17 protein-coding genes are annotated in these 20,770 nt (G+C 43.4%); 9 read left to right on the top strand and 8 right to left on the bottom strand.

From position 1 onward, the window contains the following. Window positions 1–139: 139 nt before the first annotated feature. Window positions 140–1,687, bottom strand: a complete 1,548-nt coding sequence (locus R7P69_RS09880) for a DUF3360 family protein (RefSeq protein WP_005378441.1) — start codon at window positions 1,685–1,687, stop codon at window positions 140–142. Window positions 1,688–2,140: 453 nt separating this feature from the next. Between R7P69_RS09880 and R7P69_RS09875 the strand changes: the two genes are divergently transcribed. From R7P69_RS09875 to R7P69_RS09850, 6 genes are all read left to right on the top strand, one after another. Further along, on the top strand, window positions 2,141–3,616 hold the full coding sequence (locus R7P69_RS09875) for a 54K polar flagellar sheath protein A (RefSeq protein ID WP_238952257.1): 1,476 nt from the start codon (window positions 2,141–2,143) through the stop codon (window positions 3,614–3,616). 264 nt (window positions 3,617–3,880) lie between these two features. Further along, the gene (locus R7P69_RS09870; RefSeq protein WP_238952258.1) at window positions 3,881–4,651 is read left to right on the top strand and encodes an ABC transporter ATP-binding protein; all 771 of its coding nucleotides are present in this window, start codon (window positions 3,881–3,883) and stop codon (window positions 4,649–4,651) included. Window positions 4,652–4,734: 83 nt separating this feature from the next. Then, on the top strand, window positions 4,735–5,505 hold the full coding sequence (locus R7P69_RS09865) for an ABC transporter substrate-binding protein (protein WP_005378437.1): 771 nt from the start codon (window positions 4,735–4,737) through the stop codon (window positions 5,503–5,505). 81 nt (window positions 5,506–5,586) lie between these two features. Further along, window positions 5,587–6,327, top strand: a complete 741-nt coding sequence (locus R7P69_RS09860) for an ABC transporter permease (RefSeq protein ID WP_005378436.1) — start codon at window positions 5,587–5,589, stop codon at window positions 6,325–6,327. Window positions 6,328–6,330: 3 nt separating this feature from the next. Continuing rightward, window positions 6,331–7,008 carry an ABC transporter permease gene (locus R7P69_RS09855; protein ID WP_053303243.1) on the top strand — a complete coding sequence of 226 codons (678 nt, stop codon included), beginning with the start codon at window positions 6,331–6,333 and terminating at the stop codon, window positions 7,006–7,008. Between the two features lie 154 nt (window positions 7,009–7,162). Continuing rightward, window positions 7,163–9,886, top strand: coding sequence for an ImpA family metalloprotease (locus tag R7P69_RS09850; RefSeq protein WP_172563330.1), 2,724 nt, complete (start codon window positions 7,163–7,165; stop codon window positions 9,884–9,886). A gap of 93 nt (window positions 9,887–9,979) precedes the next feature. Here the strand turns inward: R7P69_RS09850 and xthA are convergent, their stop codons facing one another. The 5 genes from xthA to dinG all read right to left on the bottom strand — a co-directional run bounded on the left by xthA (window position 9,980) and on the right by dinG (window position 14,463). After that, window positions 9,980–10,786: an exodeoxyribonuclease III gene (gene xthA, locus R7P69_RS09845; protein WP_005378433.1), complete on the bottom strand. Its 807-nt coding sequence runs from the start codon at window positions 10,784–10,786 to the stop codon at window positions 9,980–9,982. A 95-nt stretch (window positions 10,787–10,881) separates the two neighbouring features. Further along, the gene (rsmS, locus tag R7P69_RS09840) at window positions 10,882–11,046 is read right to left on the bottom strand and encodes a pleiotropic regulatory protein RsmS (protein ID WP_005378432.1); all 165 of its coding nucleotides are present in this window, start codon (window positions 11,044–11,046) and stop codon (window positions 10,882–10,884) included. Next, window positions 11,046–11,591: a primosomal replication protein gene (locus tag R7P69_RS09835; protein ID WP_033905048.1), complete on the bottom strand. Its 546-nt coding sequence runs from the start codon at window positions 11,589–11,591 to the stop codon at window positions 11,046–11,048. The genes rsmS and R7P69_RS09835 overlap by 1 nt, the downstream gene beginning before the upstream one ends. Next, a complete protein-coding gene (locus tag R7P69_RS09830; protein ID WP_005387866.1) occupies window positions 11,588–12,373 on the bottom strand; it encodes a sulfite exporter TauE/SafE family protein in 786 nt (261 codons plus the stop codon). Before R7P69_RS09830 ends, R7P69_RS09835 begins: the two co-directional genes overlap by 4 nt. 14 nt (window positions 12,374–12,387) lie before the next feature. After that, on the bottom strand, window positions 12,388–14,463 hold the full coding sequence (gene dinG / locus R7P69_RS09825) for an ATP-dependent DNA helicase DinG (protein ID WP_054575464.1): 2,076 nt from the start codon (window positions 14,461–14,463) through the stop codon (window positions 12,388–12,390). 515 nt (window positions 14,464–14,978) lie between these two features. On the opposite strand from dinG, the gene R7P69_RS09820 reads away from it, so the two are divergent. Beyond that, complete coding sequence (locus R7P69_RS09820) at window positions 14,979–16,058, top strand: porin (RefSeq protein ID WP_005378424.1); 1,080 nt, start codon at window positions 14,979–14,981, stop codon at window positions 16,056–16,058. A gap of 76 nt (window positions 16,059–16,134) precedes the next feature. Beyond that, on the top strand, window positions 16,135–16,812 hold the full coding sequence (locus R7P69_RS09815; protein ID WP_017634732.1) for a DUF2057 family protein: 678 nt from the start codon (window positions 16,135–16,137) through the stop codon (window positions 16,810–16,812). Between the two features lie 85 nt (window positions 16,813–16,897). Here the strand turns inward: R7P69_RS09815 and R7P69_RS09810 are convergent, their stop codons facing one another. Then, complete coding sequence (locus R7P69_RS09810) at window positions 16,898–17,599, bottom strand: pseudouridine synthase (RefSeq protein ID WP_005387874.1); 702 nt, start codon at window positions 17,597–17,599, stop codon at window positions 16,898–16,900. Between the two features lie 311 nt (window positions 17,600–17,910). On the opposite strand from R7P69_RS09810, the gene R7P69_RS09805 reads away from it, so the two are divergent. Further along, on the top strand, window positions 17,911–20,136 hold the full coding sequence (locus R7P69_RS09805; RefSeq protein WP_238952259.1) for an NADP-dependent isocitrate dehydrogenase: 2,226 nt from the start codon (window positions 17,911–17,913) through the stop codon (window positions 20,134–20,136). A gap of 183 nt (window positions 20,137–20,319) precedes the next feature. On the opposite strand, the gene cspD is transcribed toward R7P69_RS09805, so the two are convergent. Continuing rightward, the gene (gene cspD, locus R7P69_RS09800) at window positions 20,320–20,538 is read right to left on the bottom strand and encodes a cold shock domain-containing protein CspD (RefSeq protein WP_005378407.1); all 219 of its coding nucleotides are present in this window, start codon (window positions 20,536–20,538) and stop codon (window positions 20,320–20,322) included. Window positions 20,539–20,770 lie beyond the last annotated feature (232 nt).

Raw genomic sequence — 20,770 nt, 5'->3', positions numbered from 1 at the left:
ACGTTTCTCTTTTTAAGCAACAGTTAGAGGTTAAACTAAAATTTTTTTGCAAACCTTAAACTAAATCAATAAATCCTCAAAAATCTCGATAAAAATGGGGTAGCGACGAGCGCTACCCACAAATTTCTGGACTGCTAGCTTATAGCCAAGCTTGGATGCCATACTGGCCTTCAAGCATACCAACTGCAAGCATAGCAACTAAACAGATAACAAGTACGCTTACTGGGATCACAATCTTGTCTACAAATGATAGGCGAGACGCGCGCTCTTTATCTCCAATTAAACCGTTGTTATCTAAAAGCATAGTTAGTGCCCAAGCTAGAACTGGATTAACAACGGCAGAACCAAAGATACAAATGCCTGCTGCTTGTGAGTCTTTCGAGTCCTTCACCATCTGCATGCCAGCTTCAAGCAGTGGTAGAGATACACCAACGAGAAGAGCAACGCGCATAACTGGAGGCCATACTGCAACGTCCATAGGAAAACCAAGGATTGCAACAATAATACATAGAGAGCCTAGTAAGATGGCGCCAGCAGGAATAGGGCGTTTCGCGATTGCAGCAGGGATCATGTAAGTCCCCCAAGATGATGTGATGTTACCACCACCCACTGCAGTACCGACCATTTGGCGAACGGAACACATTGTCATTGTGTCATCAACGTCCATCAGCACTTTCTCACTCTTACGTGGGTAGTTCATCTCTTGGAAGATACGGTGACCCAAGAAGTCAGGTGACCACATTGCTACCGCAAGAATGGCGAATGGTAGTGAAGCGATGAAGTGTTCCATATTAGGAAGACCAAGCATCCAACCTTCTTCTGTTGAACCCCACCAGTAGATTGGATTTAGGTTTGGAAGGCCTGTCTCGGTTACGAATTTAATATCGAAGCCTGCGCCAAGAGCAAGTGCGATTGCAAGCCCAGTGAAGGCACAAACAGGGATCGCTAGCCAGCGTTTGTTCACTTTAGCAAGGAACGCGTATAAGCCAATGGTAACCGCAAGAACAATTAGACCGATGTAACCCATGCTACCAGCGGCAACCGTATCGGATTGCAAACCAACAGCCCAAGCTTGAATAGAGTTAATTTGGCTCATGGTTCCGGTTAAACCTAGGAAAATAAGAAGGCCACCAGCCGTACCTTCAGAGGTGAGGTTAACCAGTTTTGACCCACCTTTTAAGAGGCTCAAAATCAAACCAAACACACCAATGAGAATTGCTAATGCAAGAGGATGAGCACCAGCAAGAGCGATGGTACCAATAAGAGGGATCATTGGGCCGTGGTTGCCTGCTAGGTTGGCTTTAGGGTTAATAAAACCAGAGGCAAGTACACAGAAAAGAAGTGCAGGGATGAGCATTTCTACACGCGCAACTTCGATAGCAAAGTCCTTGCCTAAGTTTACGTGGTCCCATGCTGCAGTAAGACCTTCAGCCCAAGACATCATTACCGCAGAGTACATTGCGATAATACCGATAGTACCAGCAAGCGCTGGAACAAGGTCTTCAAGCTCAAAGCGGAAGTCACGACCTGGCAAGTTCAAGCCAAAACGACGTGGCTTCATAATTTGTAGTTCGTGGTCTAGGTAGTCTGAACGGCTTGCGAACTCAGATGCTGGACGATGAAGCTCACGGTAGCTCTTGGTCTCGATATCTGAATCAGAGTGCGTTTTGTTAACTGCGTCTGACATAGATTCCTCATATATTTAAAAGTTATGAATTCTTCATTCAATTGTGTTAATCCGCATCCTGCGGCACGCTTATGCTAGCTATTGTTAGATTTGTTACACGTCGACACTGTGCCTAAGCATAGCTAATAACTTATTGTGTTGAGGCACAAAAAAAGCCTCATCTTTTGGCAGGAGTCTAGCAAGATAGCCATTTAGGGTGATTGATTTAGATCACTTTAAGAATGGTTGTGAAATAAAACTACAGAAAGTTTCTGGCATGCGAATGAGATGCGGAGATCTTGTGTAATTTCATTACACAAGTTGCATAAAATTAGAACTTTTTGTCCTTTTTCACGAGATGCAGATTAAATGTCAATATTCACGGTGATTATATAAAGCTGGCTTTATTCTTGCTTTGGACAGAGCAAAGACAATTTTTTGGCTAATCATTGCCGCTCAGTTTAGGAAAAAGACATGAAACAGCTTAAAGTACTGCCACTAGTGGCAATCATCTCAGGGTTAATGGTCGGTTGCGGCGGCGGTGGCGGCGGTGGCGGTGGTGCAGCGCCGAAAACTGCGTTTACTTTTGATTTTGCTATACCAGCAACAATGACTGAAAGTGAAGCAACTACGAAAGGTTGTACTGTATATGACCACAAAACTGAGCTGAACGGCGATAAAACGGTTTTAACCTACAGTGCAGCGTCAAAAGAGCAAGTGACCAACTATGTTATCGGTTACTACTCTGATGCCGATGGCAAAAGATCCGGAGACATTATCAAACCTACCACTGATAACTTTAAGTTTTATCTTGAAGATATCCCTGACGGCGGCTTTGTAACGTTTCAAGCAATAGAATTTAACGGCAAAGAAGCTCGCGTAAACACGTTTTCAAAAGAGTTCTTGCAAGATAAGAAACTACGTAATGCTACTTTTGCACTAAACCGAGACTCTTTGAACAAATGCTTTACTGGCGGTAACTTAGCAAGCAATAAGTTTACTCACTTAGATTACCGAAACGCTGAATCAGGTGGCGGAGATTACAACTTTGTCTCGCAAACCGATATTTTCACGTCTCCGAACCCTGATATGTTGCCTACTGATGAACTGATGGGGCTTAAAGGTGAACCAACGGCATTGTTTCAGTATGAATCAGGTTCAAGCGACAAAGCGCTTTACCAGTATGGTATTGGTTCGTGGGGAACTGGTGAGATAGCCTTAGTTAGAGCGGATAATACGTCAAACATTTATTCGTCTTCTGACTATACTTACGACTCGCTCAACATTGGCTTTGTTACTAACGGCTTTGCATATGACGCGTTGAAGCTGGATAAAACGGCCGTTGAATATAATCGCCCTAGTGCAACGAATAAAGAAACTTGGGTATACATGGCGTTCTCAGAGAATCAAGTTAATGGTTGGGAGTCTCTACTTAACGAAACGATCTCTGACGGATGGGATATTGACGTTGATCCGAGTGCTTACTTAAATATTGATAACCTGCCGAACACAAAACCAAGTGTATCAACGCAAGGAAGTGCAGAGTCCGTGATTGATCTGGACATGGGCTTAACATCGTCTACTGAAGGCTTTACTCGTGTCGCTTACTTTGCAACTTCAGGCGACTACAGGGTCACACATCGCATTTTCACAACAAGTGATAGTGATTCTGTTGTTGTTCCAGAATTGAATTACTACAACTTCCCAACATCGGCCGTTAACGGTTTGAAAGTTTCAGCTTCGGACGATTTTAATCGCACTGCTTTGGTAGTGAATGAAGATAGTAATATTGATTCTAAAGTTTTCATGAGCTTCTTCTCCAATGGTGAAGCGTCAGAGCCTGAACTAGATGAAGACCTAGATGGCATCATTACTTCTGAAAAAGAAGGCTTAGAAAATGAGGTGACATTACGTACTTCAAACTCGTTGGTAGTCAGTCGTTTTAATTAATTCATTGCGACCTCGAATAGGTTTCAATTAACACTTTTGTAAATTTATTAAGCCCCTTTGAAAGGGGCTTTTTTATATTTAATATTCAACTTTTGAAGAATATGTTGCTATATATTGCATATTAATTTGTCTATCGTATCTTTCTATTCGAATTATTTAGGTTAATAATTTGTTGCAAGTTTCAGAGGGCGATGCTAATTTGTTCCGAATTAGAGAGGGCGGAGTCCCTTAATTGCAGTGACAAAAACACAGGGAGTAGGGCGCATGAATGATGTACCAGCGCTAGATATAAAAGACCTGCACAAAACATTTGGACAAAATGAAGTTTTAAAAGGCATTTCACTTGCCGCGCACAAAGGAGATGTTATCTCCATCATTGGCTCTTCCGGCTCAGGTAAGAGTACCTTTCTCAGATGTATCAACTTGCTAGAAACGCCTACCGCGGGCGAAATTTGGGTAAATGGTGAATTAATCCAAATGAAGAACAACATAGCAGGTGAATCTGTTCCTGCTAATGAAAAGCAAGTCCAACGTATTCGTTCACGCCTGGCAATGGTTTTCCAAGGTTTCAACCTCTGGTCTCACCTAACCGTACTAGAAAACGTGATTGAGGCGCCTGTTCATGTCTTAGGCGTGCCAAAAGCTCAAGCGATTGAAAATGCAGAAGTCTTGCTTAAGAAAGTAGGCTTGTATGAGCGTAAAGATTATTACCCTGGGCACTTATCTGGCGGCCAGCAGCAACGTGCAGCTATTGCCCGTGCGCTAGCAGTTGACCCAGAGGTGATGTTGTTTGACGAGCCAACTTCTGCGCTTGACCCAGAACTTGTAGGAGAAGTTCTGGGGGTAATGAGAGATTTGGCAGATGAAGGGCGAACTATGCTGGTGGTCACGCACGAAATGGCGTTTGCGCGTGACGTATCAAACCATGTGATGTTTTTACATCAAGGCTTAGTGGAAGAACAGGGAAATCCAGCTAAGCTATTTACAAACCCGGATTCAGAACGATTACAGCAGTTTATCTCATCCATTTACTAATATTTGTTAGGCGGCAGACTATTGCCTCCTAAGCCAACACAACAAACAAAACGAAATAAAATAGCAATCACAGGAGTATGGAAATGAAAAAGTGGTTATTAGCAGCAACGATTGCTGCAACGGCAGTATCAGGTGTTGCCCAAGCGAAAGAATGGAAAACAGTTCGCTTTGGTATCGAAGGCGCTTACCCTCCGTTTAGCTGGACAGAAACTGATGGCTCAATAAAAGGCTTTGACGTAGACATGGCAAATGCACTCTGTGAAGAGATGCAAGTGAAGTGCAAAATCGTCGCTCAAGATTGGGATGGTATTATTCCTTCTCTGCTTGCACGTAAGTACGATGCCATCATCGCAGCAATGTCTATCACTGAAGAGCGCAAGAAAAAAGTCGATTTCACTGGCAAGTACGCACAAATTCCAAATAAATTTATCGCTAAGAAAGGTGCGGGTCTAGATTTTGATAATCTTAAAGATGTCAAAATTGGCGTGCAACGTGCGACGACACATGACAAGTACTTAACTGACAACTACGGCGATGATGTTGAAATTGTGCGTTATGGCTCTTTTGATGAAGCGTATCTTGATCTAGAAAATGGTCGAATTGCTGCCGTTTTAGGTGATGCGTCTGCTCTAGAAGAGGGTGTGATCAACAAAGCAGGTGGCGAAGCTTATGAGTTTGTTGGACCATCGTTAACCGATCCAAAATGGTTTGGCGAAGGTATGGGTATCGCTGTTCGTAAACAAGACAAAGATCTGACGAAGAAACTCGACGCAGCAATTATTTCACTACGTGAGAAAGGTGTTTACCAAGAAATTGCTGGTAAATACTTTAACTACGATGTGTACGGTGAATAAACCGTAATTAAGCGACCGTTGGCTTGTTCCTAGAAGTAGTCAACGGTCGATTTTTTGAGTTTAGGGATTAGGAACTCACCTATGCTAGATTTACAAGGATACGAAGCTTCGATTTTGAAGGGAGCTTTAGTAACAATAGAAGTTGCAGTGCTTTCACTCATTCTCGCCATGGTCTTAGGCATGCTTGGCGCATTAGCTAAGTTAGCACCTTACAAATGGGCAAGGGCGATTGCCACTCTTTACACCACCGTCATTCGCGGCATTCCAGATTTGGTTCTGATGATGCTAATTTTCTTTGGTGGACAAATACTTTTAAATAACAGCCTTTACTCCATCAACGAAACGCTCAACGAGTGGTTTGCCTCGAGTGATCCAAACCATGAATGGACGTCTTACTTACCTGATTATATTGATGTCAGCCCATTTATAGCTGGTGTACTCACGATTGGTTTTATCTTTGGCGCCTACATGGCGGAGACTTTTCGTGGAGCGATCATGGCGGTGGACAAGGGTGAATTAGAAGCGGCGAAAGCTTATGGGATGAGTTCTGCTTTATCGTTTAGAAGAATCTTACTTCCTCAGATGATTCGTCATGCATTACCTGGATTTGGTAATAACTGGTTAGTGTTACTTAAGACCACAGCGTTAGTTTCCATTATTGGTCTGGATGACATGGTGAGAATGAGCTCATTGGCAGCAGGTACAACGAAAATGCCGTTCACCTTTTACATGGCTGTCGCGCTCATCTTTCTATTTTTTACCAGCGTTTCGACCGGGCTACTCAAGCTTGTTGAGCGTAAGTTCAGTATTCATGCGAGGTAAGTTATGGACTTTTCTTTGATTATTGAAAGCTTTCCAACTTATCTTCAGGGACTTTGGACAACAGTTTGGTTAGTTGGATTAGCGTTGGTTATTGGCTTGTGTGTCTCTATCCCATTAGCCGTAGCACGCAATAGTACCAATTACGCTCTAAGCTTACCTTCTTGGGGATTCATTTACTTTTTCCGTGGAACGCCGCTATTGGTTCAGCTGTATTTGATTTACTACGGCATGGATCAGTTTTTCCCTGTGAAAGATACCTTGTGGGAGAACGCTTGGTTTTGTGCTTTGGTCGCTTTTATTCTGAATACATCGGCTTACACCGCAGAAATTATTCGTGGTGCGATTAATGGTTTGCCGAAAGGTGAGGTGGAAGCTGCGAAAGCCTATGGCATGAGTAAGTTTATGACATACAGACGCATTATCTTGCCGAGTGCATTGCGTCGAGCATTACCAGCTTATTCCAACGAGGTCATATTTATGCTGCACGGAAGTGCAGTCGCGGGCATCGTTACCATCATGGATTTAACTGGTGCTGCGCGTCTAGTTAACTCGCGCTACTATGCACCATTTGAGTCTTTCCTGACGGCGGGGCTGTTCTACATGGCACTGACGTTTATGATTTTGTGGTGTTTCAAAGTGGCAGAGAGGCGTTTCTTAGCTTATCTACGTCCTTTAAGCTAATTATCAATAGAGGCAATAGCACCGGAATGGGTGCTATTGCTTTTGATAATTTTGTTATCTTCATTCCTATTTTTCCAGCCGATATAAAAGACTCTTTCTTATTATTCATTGACTTACATTAACATTCGGTAAACTCATTGTTTAGTAAGTAAAAATGAAAAAAACAATTCTATCGTTGGGCATTGCCGCCTTAGCCACAGGATGTGGTGGGGGAGAGGGAGAATCACAACCTAATGCTCAAGTAAAACCAACGCCAGCTCCAGTTCAACAAGCTCTGGAAACTGGTAATGCACTGCTCGTTTCTGACCCGAGCGATTTCATTCGTAAAAGTCATCAGGTTGTGGAAGCTCACAAGATGCAGTCGAATACGATCAAATCTGCAATTGCGAAAAGCCTTTCAGGTCTTTATTGGGATCCAACCCATGATGCCGCGATCTTGGCACCTCAGTATGGCTTCAACGACACCATCTTGATGACCAATAAGGCCATGGCAAGCGGTTACAAAGATCAAGCTCTGTCAATTGGCGTTGCCGGGGAAAAGTCTAATGGTCAACGTTACGCACTATTAGGTAGTAACCCATTTAGAACGGCACAACGTTTTCCCGACTCTTCCAACGCAGCGATGACGAAATGGTTAAGTAACCTGGTCACTTGGTTGTCGGGCAGAGTTACTTCAAACGTCGTCATCGCGCAAATGGATCAGTCTTATTACTTTCCGGATGAGCAAGCGACTCGGAATTGGCTGAAAGACAATGTTTCACAAGAGTTGGCGTTTAACGAGGCCAACCTATGCGATGGTTCGAAGCTACTTAGCTGCTTGCAAACCAATACTCCAAACTTATTGATCTTGTCACAGCATCTGCAATCTGGAGATACCAACAAACCAGTACTCGAAGCTTTGGAATACGCTGAGCAAGCCCAAATTCCTGTTCTATACCTGCATTGGGATGGAGGACTAACTGATCTTGGCCAAGACATTTTGGAAAAATTCCATGTTGATTATGTGGGAGATAACTATTGGCGTAAGTTAGGCTTGGTCGACTGGGAACCTTCATCGTTGATGAACGTTGTGCCGGACTCTGTCATCACACAACAAGCGCTGTTGTCTCGTTTTGAATCTCAAAATTTCAACGTTGACTTGTCAAAGTGTGATGACAAATCCTGCCCTGACACTGCGAATATGGACAGTCAATTTTATGCAGGGGCAAACAGCATTCGCCATTGGTTGCAAAAGCTTGATGAACAAAAAGTAGATTTGTTTAATCAAAACGGCTACCAATACGAAAAACTCATGGTATTGCTGGCTGATCATTATCGTCAAACGGTTGTCTTCCCGATGGACAAACAATCAACCCAAACGACCGAATTCCTAAAGTCGTACTTTGCCGATTACGTGCAATACAACAGCCGAAGCGTAAACCCAAAACAACCAAATATGGGGAACTTCAGCCGTAGTGAGTTTAGCCCTGACATAAAGAGAATCAGTGCAACGATTAATATGGAATCAAAGCGTAACTTCCGTTCGGCTGGTGTGTATGCGCTTCCTGGGGAAACCTTTACGGTTAAACGTAATGACAGCAATGATGTGGCGACTAAGATTGTCATCAACACTTTAAGAAGTGGTGCAACTCATGAGTTCAGCAAAGATGGATACACGCGACCAAAACTGCTGACTTCATTCGGCTATGAAGTGAAGCCGGGTGAAACCATCACGCTGACTTCTCCTTATGGTGGTCCAGTACAGGTTCACTTTGACAAAAATGATGTTCCGGTTGAACTGAAATTTAATCATGTGGCACAGCATCCAGTTTGGAGAAGTGAGAAGGACAACGACGCTTTTATTCAACAGTTAGAAGCCAATTTATTCGATTGGGCTGAGCTGATCACTCCTGGGTTTGAAGTACACTCAAAGCGCGACAAAATGTTGGAGTCGGTCAACGATGAAATGTGGTCTACCCCTTCGGAAATGGCGCTTGCAACAGAAGAATATGTTCACAACTACCCGCATGTGCTGGCAGGTTTCCAAGGGCCGGGCATAGATGAAGTGCCTGAAATTATTCAATACGCCCAAAACCAAGGTTGGGAAATCGCCAATATTGATATAGTGAAGCACATGAACGCTGACCAAGCGACGTGTGGTTATGGTTGTTCGGGTAACCCTTACGATGCTTACTGGTCATTCAGCCCACTCGGTCACGGTGATTTACATGAGCTTGGTCATGGTTTAGAAAAAGGTCGATTCCGATTTTCAGGCTGGGAAGGGCATTCAACGACCAATTACTACTCGTATTACAGTAAGTCTCGTTTCTTCCAGAGTGCGGGAAAAGTTTCAACTTGCCAAAGCTTGGATTTCAAAGGCCAGTTTGAATTATTGCAAGCTAGCCTAACTCAAGCGGATCCAAACGCATACATGGCTGCGCAAAATCACACCAGTTGGAGTTGGGGCGCTCGTGTTTACATTCAAATGATGATGGCGGCGCAGCATGTAGGTGTGCTTAAAAATGGTTGGCATTTATTGGCGCGCTTGCACCTGATTGAACGTGAGTTTAACCGCTTAAAATCGGACGACGCGCTTTGGGATGAGAGACGATTGAGCATTGGTTTTGCCAACTACTCTCGGGAAGAAGCAAATAGCATCTCGAACAACGACTGGTTGCTTATTGCTCTGAGCTACATTTCTCAGCGAGATATGACTAACTATCTCGATATGTGGGGGTTCTCGTTCACAGAAAAAGCGAAACAGCAGGTTGTGGCGCTGAATCTACCGCCGATGCCGCTCACTTACTTTGCAAGTAGTAATACAGGCTACTGTCTGAACGAATTTGCACAAACACCGATAACTGTTGATGGTCAAACGGTTTGGCCGCTGAATCAGTGATTAAATGGTAATTTGTATGAAAAAGGGAGACTGAGTCTCCCTTTTTATTGGATTAAGCTTAGCGTTGAGTCTCGCTTATAGCTTTGCAATATATTACTTAAATGTTGACCAGATTGGTGCGTGATCTGAAGGCTTCTCGATACCACGAAGCTCATAGTCGATACCAGATTCAATACACTTTTCCGCTAGAGAAGGGGTTGCCAAAATGACATCAATTCGTAGGCCACGGTTATCATCAAAACCGCGAGAACGGTAGTCAAACCACGAAAATTGATCGTTCACCTCTGGGTATAGCTTACGGAAGGTGTCCACAAAGCCCCAGTCTAGTAAGGTTTTCAACCATTCGCGCTCTTCAGGTTGGAATGAACATTTACCTGTTTTTAGCCAACGTTTACGGTTTGGCTCGCCGATACCGATATCTGCATCAATAGGGCTGATGTTGATGTCACCCATAACAATCAATTGCTCGTCGTTATTGTGATGATCGTTTAGGTAGGTCATCAGATCTTTATAGAATTGGCGCTTGTATGGGAATTTGGTTTCGTGGCTGATGTTATCCCCTTGAGGGAAATAGCCGTTTAGCACAGTGACCTTTTCGCCGTTTTCATTTAAAAACGTTGCCATGATCATGCGCTTTTGATGTTCCTCGTTATCCGTCGGGAACCCTTTTTGTACGTGTAGAGGCTCTTGCTTACAAAGCATTGCTACGCCGTAATGTGCTTTTTGACCATGGAAATACACTTTGTAGCCCATGGCTTCGACAGCTTCAATCGGGAATGCTTCATCGTGAACTTTAATTTCCTGAAGACCAATCACATCAGGTTGGTGTTTGTCGATTAGCGCTTGGAGTTGGTGCAGTCGCGCACGTAGTCCATTGATGTTAAAGCTGATTACTTTCATTATTTATCCTTTTGGGGGCGTACTTTTTTATGAATAGTATCATTGTGTAAGAGCACTGAAAATGAGTCTCGGTGAAAGGATTGAAACGCTCTGAGCTACTTTGCTTTTAATTTGTTTTCTAAGTCGTTTTGCACGATCTTTAAAGCGTTAAGCGCAACTTCTGGATCTATCTCATTGCTCTCAAGCAAATAGATTAAATCGACAGCCAGTTTGATCTCTTCAGGTGCGTCATCTAAAGGCGAGGTTGGTTGATCAGCCATTATTGATGTTTTTCCCTATGTGTAATTTGGTTCTCTAGCTTAAGAAGTGCTGCTTCACAACGCGCTAAACGTTGCTCGGTTGCTAGTAATACTTTTTGAGCGTCGGCACGCATAAAACTCGGAGCGCTTTCGACAGCACGTTCTTTTTCTAACACCATCTCGCGCAAGCGTCTTGCCCACTCTTGGTGTTGAGCGAGTTCCTGATAAAGCACGTTGATAGGCTTGCGGAAATAGCTGCTATGTTTGATTTCATTCTTACGAATTTTAGTGGTAGAAATCTCGCGTTGAATTGCACCGATTTGCGCCACTAACCGTTCAGTGAGGTACTCAGCACGCAAAGCGGTGAGCTTACCTTCATTTTGCTCACGCACAATCGCATCCAGCGTGGCTTTTGCTTCTTTTACGCAAGGAGTAAGTAAGCGAGAGCGGCAACCAAATAAACGCTCATCAAAAAGCGGAACATGATGTTCGCCTCTTTGACGGTCAAGAACAGCGGCTTGCTTCGCCATTTGTTCTAGATTTTCCTGGAGTTGAGAAATGTTCATGACAAGCCTACAAACCATGCGTCATAAGCCAATTTAATGGCTAGTATGCTGACGACAGTAACAAATACAGGACGAATGAATTTAGAACCAAATCTAATAGCGGAGTGCGCGCCAACAAAAGCACCAGCCATTAAACATACTCCCATTGTTAAGCCTAGCACCCAGTTGATGTGTCCGAGGAATGCAAAAGTGATCAAAGAGGTAAAGTTACTGGTAAAGTTCATTGCTTTTGCTAAGCCAGAGGCGAGCAAGATATTCAGTCGGTACAGCGCCATTGAACTTACTGTCCAAAAAGCCCCAGTTCCAGGCCCTGCGAGTCCGTCGTAGAATCCTATGGATAAGCCTTGCATGTACTGTTTTTTATGAAGTTTTGGGCAAGGCTCGGGTATTGGACTTTGATGAGCAGAGTGGGGTGTTTTATGAAAAACGGTATACAACGCTGCCGCCAAAATAACAAGCGGCAATCCTTTTTCCAGCCAATCCGTACTAATCGCATCTACAAATAGCGTACCTAATGTCGCTCCGACGAGTGTTGCCACGAATGCACGCCTCCAGCATTGAGGTTTGAATAGACGTTTTTTGTAGTACGTAAATGCTGCAGTAGAAGAAGCAAAGGTAGCGGCAAGTTTATTGGTGCCTAGTGCAATATGAGGCGGCAAGCCTAGCGAAAGTAGAGCAGGTACGGTAAGCATGCCACCACCACCGGCAACTGCATCAATAAATCCTGCGACAAAAGCGACAAGCGCCAACACCAACAGCATGGTTGGCTCAATCATTTCCATAAATGGTGATTCTTCTAATATTCTATTTTACGTTTAAATGGAGGTAGTGAGTCGATTAAGGCTTGTCCGTATCGCTTAGTGACTAGGCGTCGATCAAGAATCGTTACTCTACCAGAGTCTCTCTCTTTACGCAGTAAGCGACCTACGCTCTGGATCAGCTTTTTGCTTGCGTCTGGTACAGTTATTTGCATAAACGGGTTTCCTCCTTTTTTCTCAATGTATTCGGAATGAGCCTGCTCAACAGGGGAGGTTGGAACGCCAAATGGAATTTTTGTAATCACCAAGTTTTCAAGTAATTCGCCAGGTAAGTCTAGCCCCTCAGAGAAACTGCCAGTACCAAATAAGACGCTGGTTTTATTTGATTCTATTAGCTTTTTATGTTTTTTTAGAATTTCTTGACGTGAGCTTTCACCTTGAACTTGCAACGCCCAGCCTTTTTTTATGAACTCCGAAGAGAGTGCCTTCGCGACTTGGTTCATCTGCCAATAGGATGAGAATAATACTAAGTTGGCTTTCTTGTCTTCCAAGTACTTAGGCAATATCTCGATAAGATATTCAGTAAATTGAGGCGCTGGTGGTTCATATTTCATCGCAGGGATGAGCAATTCTGCCTGGTTTTGGTAATCGAATGGTGACGCAAGCGCTAAAAACTGAGTGCCTGATTCTGGTTTTCCATCAATACCAACCTGATGGCAAAAGTAATGGAAAGAGTTTAATGCACGCATCGTTGCGGAAACCAAAATGGCGCCAATACATCTGCTCCAAATCTGTTGGTCGAGTTGCCATCCAATTTCAAGTGGCGAAACACTCACAATGAAATCACCCTCGCGATCAGGGTGGGTTTCTAACCAGCGAGCTAAAGGCGCACCTTTTTCACGAGCTGGTTCAGCCATTAAATGCCATACTTGCGCTAGGTTTTCTAACCTTTGAATGTAGAAACCGAGCTCTGCAAGCGCTGGTTCAGCCAATCTTGTCGCAAGCTCCCCGTCCTTTACTCTTTCCGCAATAAGGTCGGCAATTTTTGCCACACTCTGATTTGCTTTTTTACTGAACTGTTTTAGTTCTTTGGATTGGTTCTCTAGCCATTCTGGTAGTTCACCGTGTTCGAAGCGGTAGATACCCTCTTCAAATTGAGCCGGGTCGAACTGTTTGGGCAATTGAGTCAGTGCCGGTATCAAGTTCTGAACCGCGTCTTGAAGGTCGTTGCGAAATCGAGCTACGCGTTTCTCGTCTGCGAGTGATGAAAACTTACTAATCGACTGATTTAACTTCTCAAGCCATGCTGCCGCACCTTTTAAACTCGCAGATGCTGAAGCATGGTCACGAGCGACGTGAGGTAAGTGATGTGCCTCGTCGAAGACGTATATCGTATTTTCTGGCTCAGGTAAAATCACGCCGCCACCTAAATCTGCGTCTGCCATGACGAGAGAGTGGTTAGCAATGATGACATCGTTTTTATCCAACTCTGAGCGCGCTTTTTGGAATGGGCAGCCGCGGTGGCCTGGTAAACTGTTATTGCAACTGTGTTTATCACTGACAATCAGTTGCCAAAGCTTATCGTCGATGGGTTTAGGCCAAGAATCACGGTCACCGTCCCATTTACCTTGCGCAAGAGAGCGATGCATTGTTTCTAACAGCTCTATATCTTTTTGCTTAGGTTTGGTTTCAAACATGGCTAACTGGCCACCATCAGCACCGCTAGCAGTAGCGAGCTTTTCTGCACAACAATAGCGTTGACGGCCTTTTGCCAAAATAAAAGAAAACTCTCGGTCGGTAATCCGACGAAAAAGAGGGAGGTCTTTATTTATGAGCTGCTCTTGCAGAGCGACGGTCGCCGTTGAGATAACCACTTTTCTATTGTTATGTACAGCCACGGGAATGGTCGCCATTAGATAGGAGAGCGATTTACCAATTCCAGTCCCTGCTTCTGCAACGAGTATTCGGTTAGATTTGTGATACTGACCGCACAGCGTTTTTGCAATCTCTGCAACAAGGTAGTTTTGTGCTCTTCTAGGCACAAAGTTATCAAGTTGATCTTGAAGGTTTTGATAGCTATTACGAATCGATTTTTGAATGTTACTGGTCAGCATACGGGCCTCAAATGCGTTGGAGGCGAATAGTAGCACACATCACTAGTTGTACAGTAGTTCACAAAACGGAATGCTTTTATAAGGAATGTAGATCTCCTTCACAAAAAAATATTGAACCTTATCTTAATGAAATTAATTTCATTATATGAAAAATATAAAACTCCAACTTGGTCTGATTTGTGGGTTTTTATTCTTTTTTTTGTTTTTTTAAATTTACTTATTGGATTAAAAAACCATTTGTTAATAATTTTGTAAATTACAAATAATAATGGAGATTGGTTAGATGTTCGTCGAATAAATAAAGGTAAACTTATCAAGTTGTTGTTTTATAATGGTATTTTGTTTTTTTTACATTGGTATTTAGAAAATTTGACAGCCAGAATAATCTTTTGCACTCTTAGCTCCAGATTTTGAGGAGGTGCTGTATAACGTTTTGTTAACGCTCTACCTCAAACATATAAAAAAAGGGAACCGGACAAGGATATCCCGAACTAAGAAAAGGCAGTGGATTAATTATGAAAAAAACTCTATTAGCACTAGCTGTAGTTGCGTCTGCAACTTCAGTGAACGCAGCTGAAGTATTCAAATCTGAAGAAGGTTCTGTAGATTTCTACGGTCAGCTACGTCCAACTCTTCTATTCACAGAAAAAACTGATCACACAGCAGAGCTAAACACTAGCTCTTCTCGTACTGGTGTGAACGCGGTTTACGTTGTTGACGAAAGCCTAAAAGTTCTGGGTGAAGTTGAAATCGGTGTTGCTCTAGGTGACAACTACGACGCAGGTGCTGATTCAAGCGAGCGTACAGATGACTCTGTATACGTACGTCGCCACATCATCGGTTTTGATATGGGTGATATGGGTACTCTTCGCTTCGGTAAAGAAGGTACTTGGGCTGATGATGTATACTTCGCAGATTACTCTTACTTCTTCGGTGGTAACGCAGCGGAAACTGCATACGGTCACGCTTGGAACAACGATTCTCAAATCAAATACGCTTACGAAAATGACGCGTTCTGGCTAAAAGCTGGTTACGCGCTAGGCGAAAAAGATTCTAACGAAGAAGTACTAGAAGTATTCGTTGGTAAATCTTTCAACGACCTATCTCTACACGCTGGTGTACTTACTGCGAACAACGACATCAACGTAACTAAAGAGAAAAAACTAGTTCTTAATGGTGTAGAGCAAACAGTTTCTCACACAGAGCGTACTGATAACGAAAACCTATCTTTTGAAGTAACTGCTGAGTACGCACTAAACGAGCACACTCTAGGTGCTACGTACTACTACAACGAAAACGAAGATAAGCTAGGTAAATCAACAGTTGATTCACACTACATCGTTGTAGCTGGTATGTTCGCTGTTGCTCCTAAAACAACTCTATACTCTGGTTACGAGTACCTAGCTCAGTCTACTGACGAAGCAGGTAAAGTAGACGCAGACTCTTCTTGGTTCTACGCTGGTGTTGAATACAAGTTCTCTAAATGGGCACGTGTATTCGCAGAAGCGGGTTACACTTTCGAAGGTACTGACTTCGACAACAAAGACACAGACGACGCAACTAACTTCGGTGTTGGTGCTCGTTTCTACTGGTAATCAATACCCAGTTTGATATTGTAAGACCCAGCTATATGCTGGGTCTTTTACTATGAAGATAAGGATGAAAAATTCTATGCAGTTATCATTAAAAGTGGCAATGGCACTGTCTATTTTTGCCAGTACAAACCTCTACGCTGCAACGACTTTAGTGGTTCCAGAAGACGTGAAGTTATTGGCCGTCAACATGGAGAAGCCAGATCTAGAAGGTGGTCTTTTTTCTAGTGAGAAGACAATCGAACTACCTGACGGAACGAATCAAATTGTCTTCAAATATCAACCTACATTCGAAATTAACGAAAACCTTAAGACGGTTTACAGTGATGTAATCGTTGCTAAATTTGATGCTGAAAACGAAAAGCTAACGTTTGAACTGCCAGAGTTTAAAACTCTTCGCCAAGCGCAAAACAACATCTCGCCTCTAGATTGGCAATTACTGGATACCAAAGGCCAACCTATTGCTTTGGTCGAAGATGTATTAGAGTCAGATGGTGTTCAAATTGGTCGTAATTACCCTCAAGAATCTCGCAACTACAATATTGCTGGCGGTATCGCGAGTGTTGCCGTTAGTTATGTAACTGTGAATCAGCATCAACAATCAGTAAGTGATATCGAGCCTCGAGTTGAGACTAGTGATACCCGTTCAACAGCCGCATCGAACGACAGCCCAATGGTTGATGTATTAAAGACGATGTACCAGAAAGCGTCTCCGGCGGAAAAAGAGGCATTTAAAAACTGGCTTGCTGAGCAGTAATCCCTTAGTTCATTAGATAGGGCTTAACTGAAAAAGTACGAATCTAAAAAGCAGGCTTTAAGCCTGCTTTTATCTTTTCTGCTTATTAGAGAGAGATTTCTCTCCATTCACCAGGCATTAGGTCGTTAAGGACGATATCACCCATCGAATGACGAATGAGGCGCAAGGTAGGGAAGCCAATGTGCGCAGTCATGCGACGCACCTGACGATTTCTTCCTTCAATAATGGTAATGGCTAACCAAGTGGTAGGGATATTTGCGCGAAAACGAACCGGAGGCGTTCTGTCCCAGACTTGTGGTTCTGGAATAACTTCAACTTCGGCTGGTAGAGTCATACCATCTTTTAGCTCTACTCCCTTTCTCAATTTTTCAAGATCTTGCTCCTGAGGAGCGCCATCAACTTGAACCCAATAAGTCTTCGGCGATTTTGACTTTGGCTGCGTTAGCTTCGCCTGCAAGATGCCATCGTTAGTGAGTACCATCAAACCTTCGCTGTCTCGGTCCAATCGGCCAGCCGCATAGACATTTTTGATTGGGATATAGTCCGCTAACGTTTTGCGACCATCGCCATCGGTAAATTGACTGAGCGTATCGTAAGGCTTATTGAAAATAATGACTTTACGATCTTTAGGGGCCACTTTTGGCTTTTGGCTTTTTGTTGGGCGATTAGGGCGGCGGTCTTGCTGAGTACGAGTCTTCGAGCCATTGCGAGCTCCTGAGTGTTTAAAATGGCCCGTTTTAGACTGGTTACGACTGCGACCTTTTTCCTGACCTGTACGAGATGACATGTTAACTACCCTGCAAAAATGTAAATGAACTGTGTTTGAAAGTTTTAAGTTTTCTCATGATCGGATATGATTTGCGCGCCTAAAACTAACAAACGCGCACAGAATGATAGACTAATTCGTGTTATTTGTTTAATTATATCAGTGCACTCATGGATTCAGAGCTTAGAGCTTCAAACTACAACAAAGAGTGCGAACCGCATGTGGCGTTAGTGAGGAGACATGTACTGCTAACGTGCAGCAATGCGTCAATTAAACCAACTCAGACGCTGAGTTGATCAGCCAACAAGTTGATTAAAAAATAGGGAAATTTCATGCCTACAGAAAAACCTACAATTATCTACACCATCACTGATGAAGCGCCGGCGCTAGCAACTTATTCATTACTACCAATCATTCAATCATTCACAGCATCGTCTGGCATCAATGTAGATACTCGTGATATTTCACTAGCAGGTCGAATTATCGCTAACTTCCCAGAGCATCTAAAAGAAGAACAGCGCATTGGCGATGCGTTGACTGAGCTTGGTGAACTAGCTCAAACTCCAGAAGCAAATATCATCAAGCTACCTAACATTTCAGCTTCAGTTCCTCAGCTTAAAGCGGCGATTAAAGAGCTTCAGGCGAAAGGTTACGATTTACCAAACTACCCAGAAGAGCCGAGCACGTACGAAGAGAAAGCGATTAAAGCGGCTTACGACAAAATCAAAGGTAGTGCGGTTAACCCAGTACTTCGTGAAGGTAACTCAGACCGTCGTGCTCCGACTTCGGTTAAGAACTACGCGAAGAAAAACCCACACTCAATGGGTGCATGGTCAGCAGAATCTAAGTCTCATGTTGCGAGCATGTCAGACAATGACTTCTTTGGTAGCGAAAAGTCTACAACTATCTCTGGTGCAACAGAGGTCAAAATCGAGTTTGTCGGTAATGATGGTACAGTTAAAGAGCTTAAGTCTGCGTTCCCATTACTAGATAAAGAAGTCATTGATACTTCAGTAATGAAGAAGAAGGCGTTGGTTGAATTTTTCGAGAAAGAGATTGCTGAAGCGAAAGCACAAGACGTGCTGCTGTCTCTTCATATGAAAGCGACGATGATGAAAGTGTCTGACCCTGTCATTTTCGGCCATGCCGTAAAAGTTTACTACAAAGACGTTTTCGATAAGTACGGTAAGCTGTTTGAAGAGCTAGGCGTTGATGTAAACAATGGCATCGGTGATGTTTACTCAAAAATTGAGTCTCTACCTGAAGCGCAAAAAGCAGAAATTGAAGCGGCCATTCAAGCGGTTTACCAAACTCAACCAGAACTTGCGATGGTTGACTCTGATCGTGGTATCACAAACTTACATGTACCAAGTGACATTATTGTAGATGCTTCTATGCCAGCAATGCTTCGCTCTTCGGGTCAAATGTGGGGACCAGATGGTAAACAAAAAGACACCAAAGCGATGATTCCAGATCGTAGCTACGCAGGTATTTACCAAGCGGTTATTGATTTCTGTAAAGAGCACGGCGCATTTGATCCAACCACTATGGGTAGCGTACCTAACGTTGGTCTAATGGCTCAGAAAGCTGAAGAGTATGGTTCTCACGACAAGACATTCATTCTAGACGCTGCGGGTACTGTTCGCGTTGTTGATGCTTCAGGTAACGTACTGTTAGAGCAAGCGGTTGAAGAAGGTGATATCTTCCGTATGTGTCAGGTTAAAGACGCACCAATCCAAGATTGGGTTAAACTAGCAGTGACTCGCGCACGTGCAACAGGTGTTCCAGCTGTATTCTGGCTAGATGAAAACCGCGCGCACGATGCTGAGCTCATCAAGAAAGTAAACGCCTACCTACCAGATCACGATACTGACGGTCTAGAGATTAAGATCCTATCTCCTGTTGAAGCTTGTAAGTACTCACTAGAGCGTATGAAAGCGGGCCTAGATACTATCTCTGTTACAGGTAATGTTCTTCGTGACTACCTAACAGACTTGTTCCCAATTCTAGAGTTAGGTACGTCTGCTAAGATGCTATCTATTGTTCCATTGATGAATGGTGGTGGTCTATTTGAAACAGGCGCTGGTGGTTCTGCTCCTAAGCACGTTCAACAAGTAGAAAAAGAGAATCACCTTCGTTGGGATTCTTTGGGCGAGTTCCTAGCGCTTGCAGCTTCGTTAGAGCATTTAAGTGTAGCGACAAACAATCCTAAGGCTCAGGTTCTCGCAGATACACTAGATAAAGCGACCGGTGAGTTTTTAGACACCAACAAATCTCCGTCACGCAAAGTGGGTGAGCTAGATAACCGTGGAAGCCACTTCTATCTTGCACTTTACTGGGCGAAAGCGCTTTCAGAGCAAACGGATGATGCGGATCTTGCTGCTGAATTTACACCAATTGCAAAAGCGCTGTCAGAGCAGGAAGAAACGATCGTTGCTGAGCTAAATAATGCGCAAGGCGTGAAAGGTGAGCTAGGAGGTTACTACTTACTAGACGATGCATTGGTTTCTAAATTGATGCGTCCAAGCGAAACCTTTAACGCAATCATTAACAAGTAAGTTAGTGTAAAAACACGTCGTTTTCGACGTGTTTCCTATCCTGTAAGTGCGTTGTATGTGTTCCTTTTGTAACACGTGCTCTAAATAGTAAGAAACCCGCTATCTTGGCGGGTTTATTTTTCTCTTCAAAACATCAACGTGGCGTTTCGAGAGCAATATTTTTATATTTCGACAGCGCTCTAATTATTTGGCTTGGCCTTCAAGAGGCACGACGCTACTCGCGTGACAGCCTTTGGGACCTTTTTCAATCTCGTAAGAGACTTGTTGGCCTGCTTTCAGTGTACGATAACCGTCCATCTGGATAGTTGAGTAGTGGGCAAAGATATCTCCCTCTTCTTCATCTGAACAAATAAACCCAAATCCTTTGGCATTGTTAAACCACTTTACTGTACCTGTAGCCATGCTTTACATCCCTCATGCATTTTTTACTGATGTTGTTACTGCAACCAAGTTATACCTTTAACTTGGTACTACCATTGTCAGCGAATGCCAACAAACGTCAAATCAATGATAAGTCACATTCATCAAACCACTTAAAGAAGAGAGGTTTCAAAATGATGATTTATGCATCGACACTTTCCACTGTAGTCAATGAATTTCGACAGTCAATAGCAGTGAGCAACAAACAGAAACA

The organism is Vibrio sp. 661 (assembly GCF_033339315.1).
Classification (GTDB): Bacteria; Pseudomonadota; Gammaproteobacteria; order Enterobacterales; family Vibrionaceae; genus Vibrio; species Vibrio alginolyticus.
This window is presented reverse-complemented; position numbering and strand designations above follow the sequence as displayed.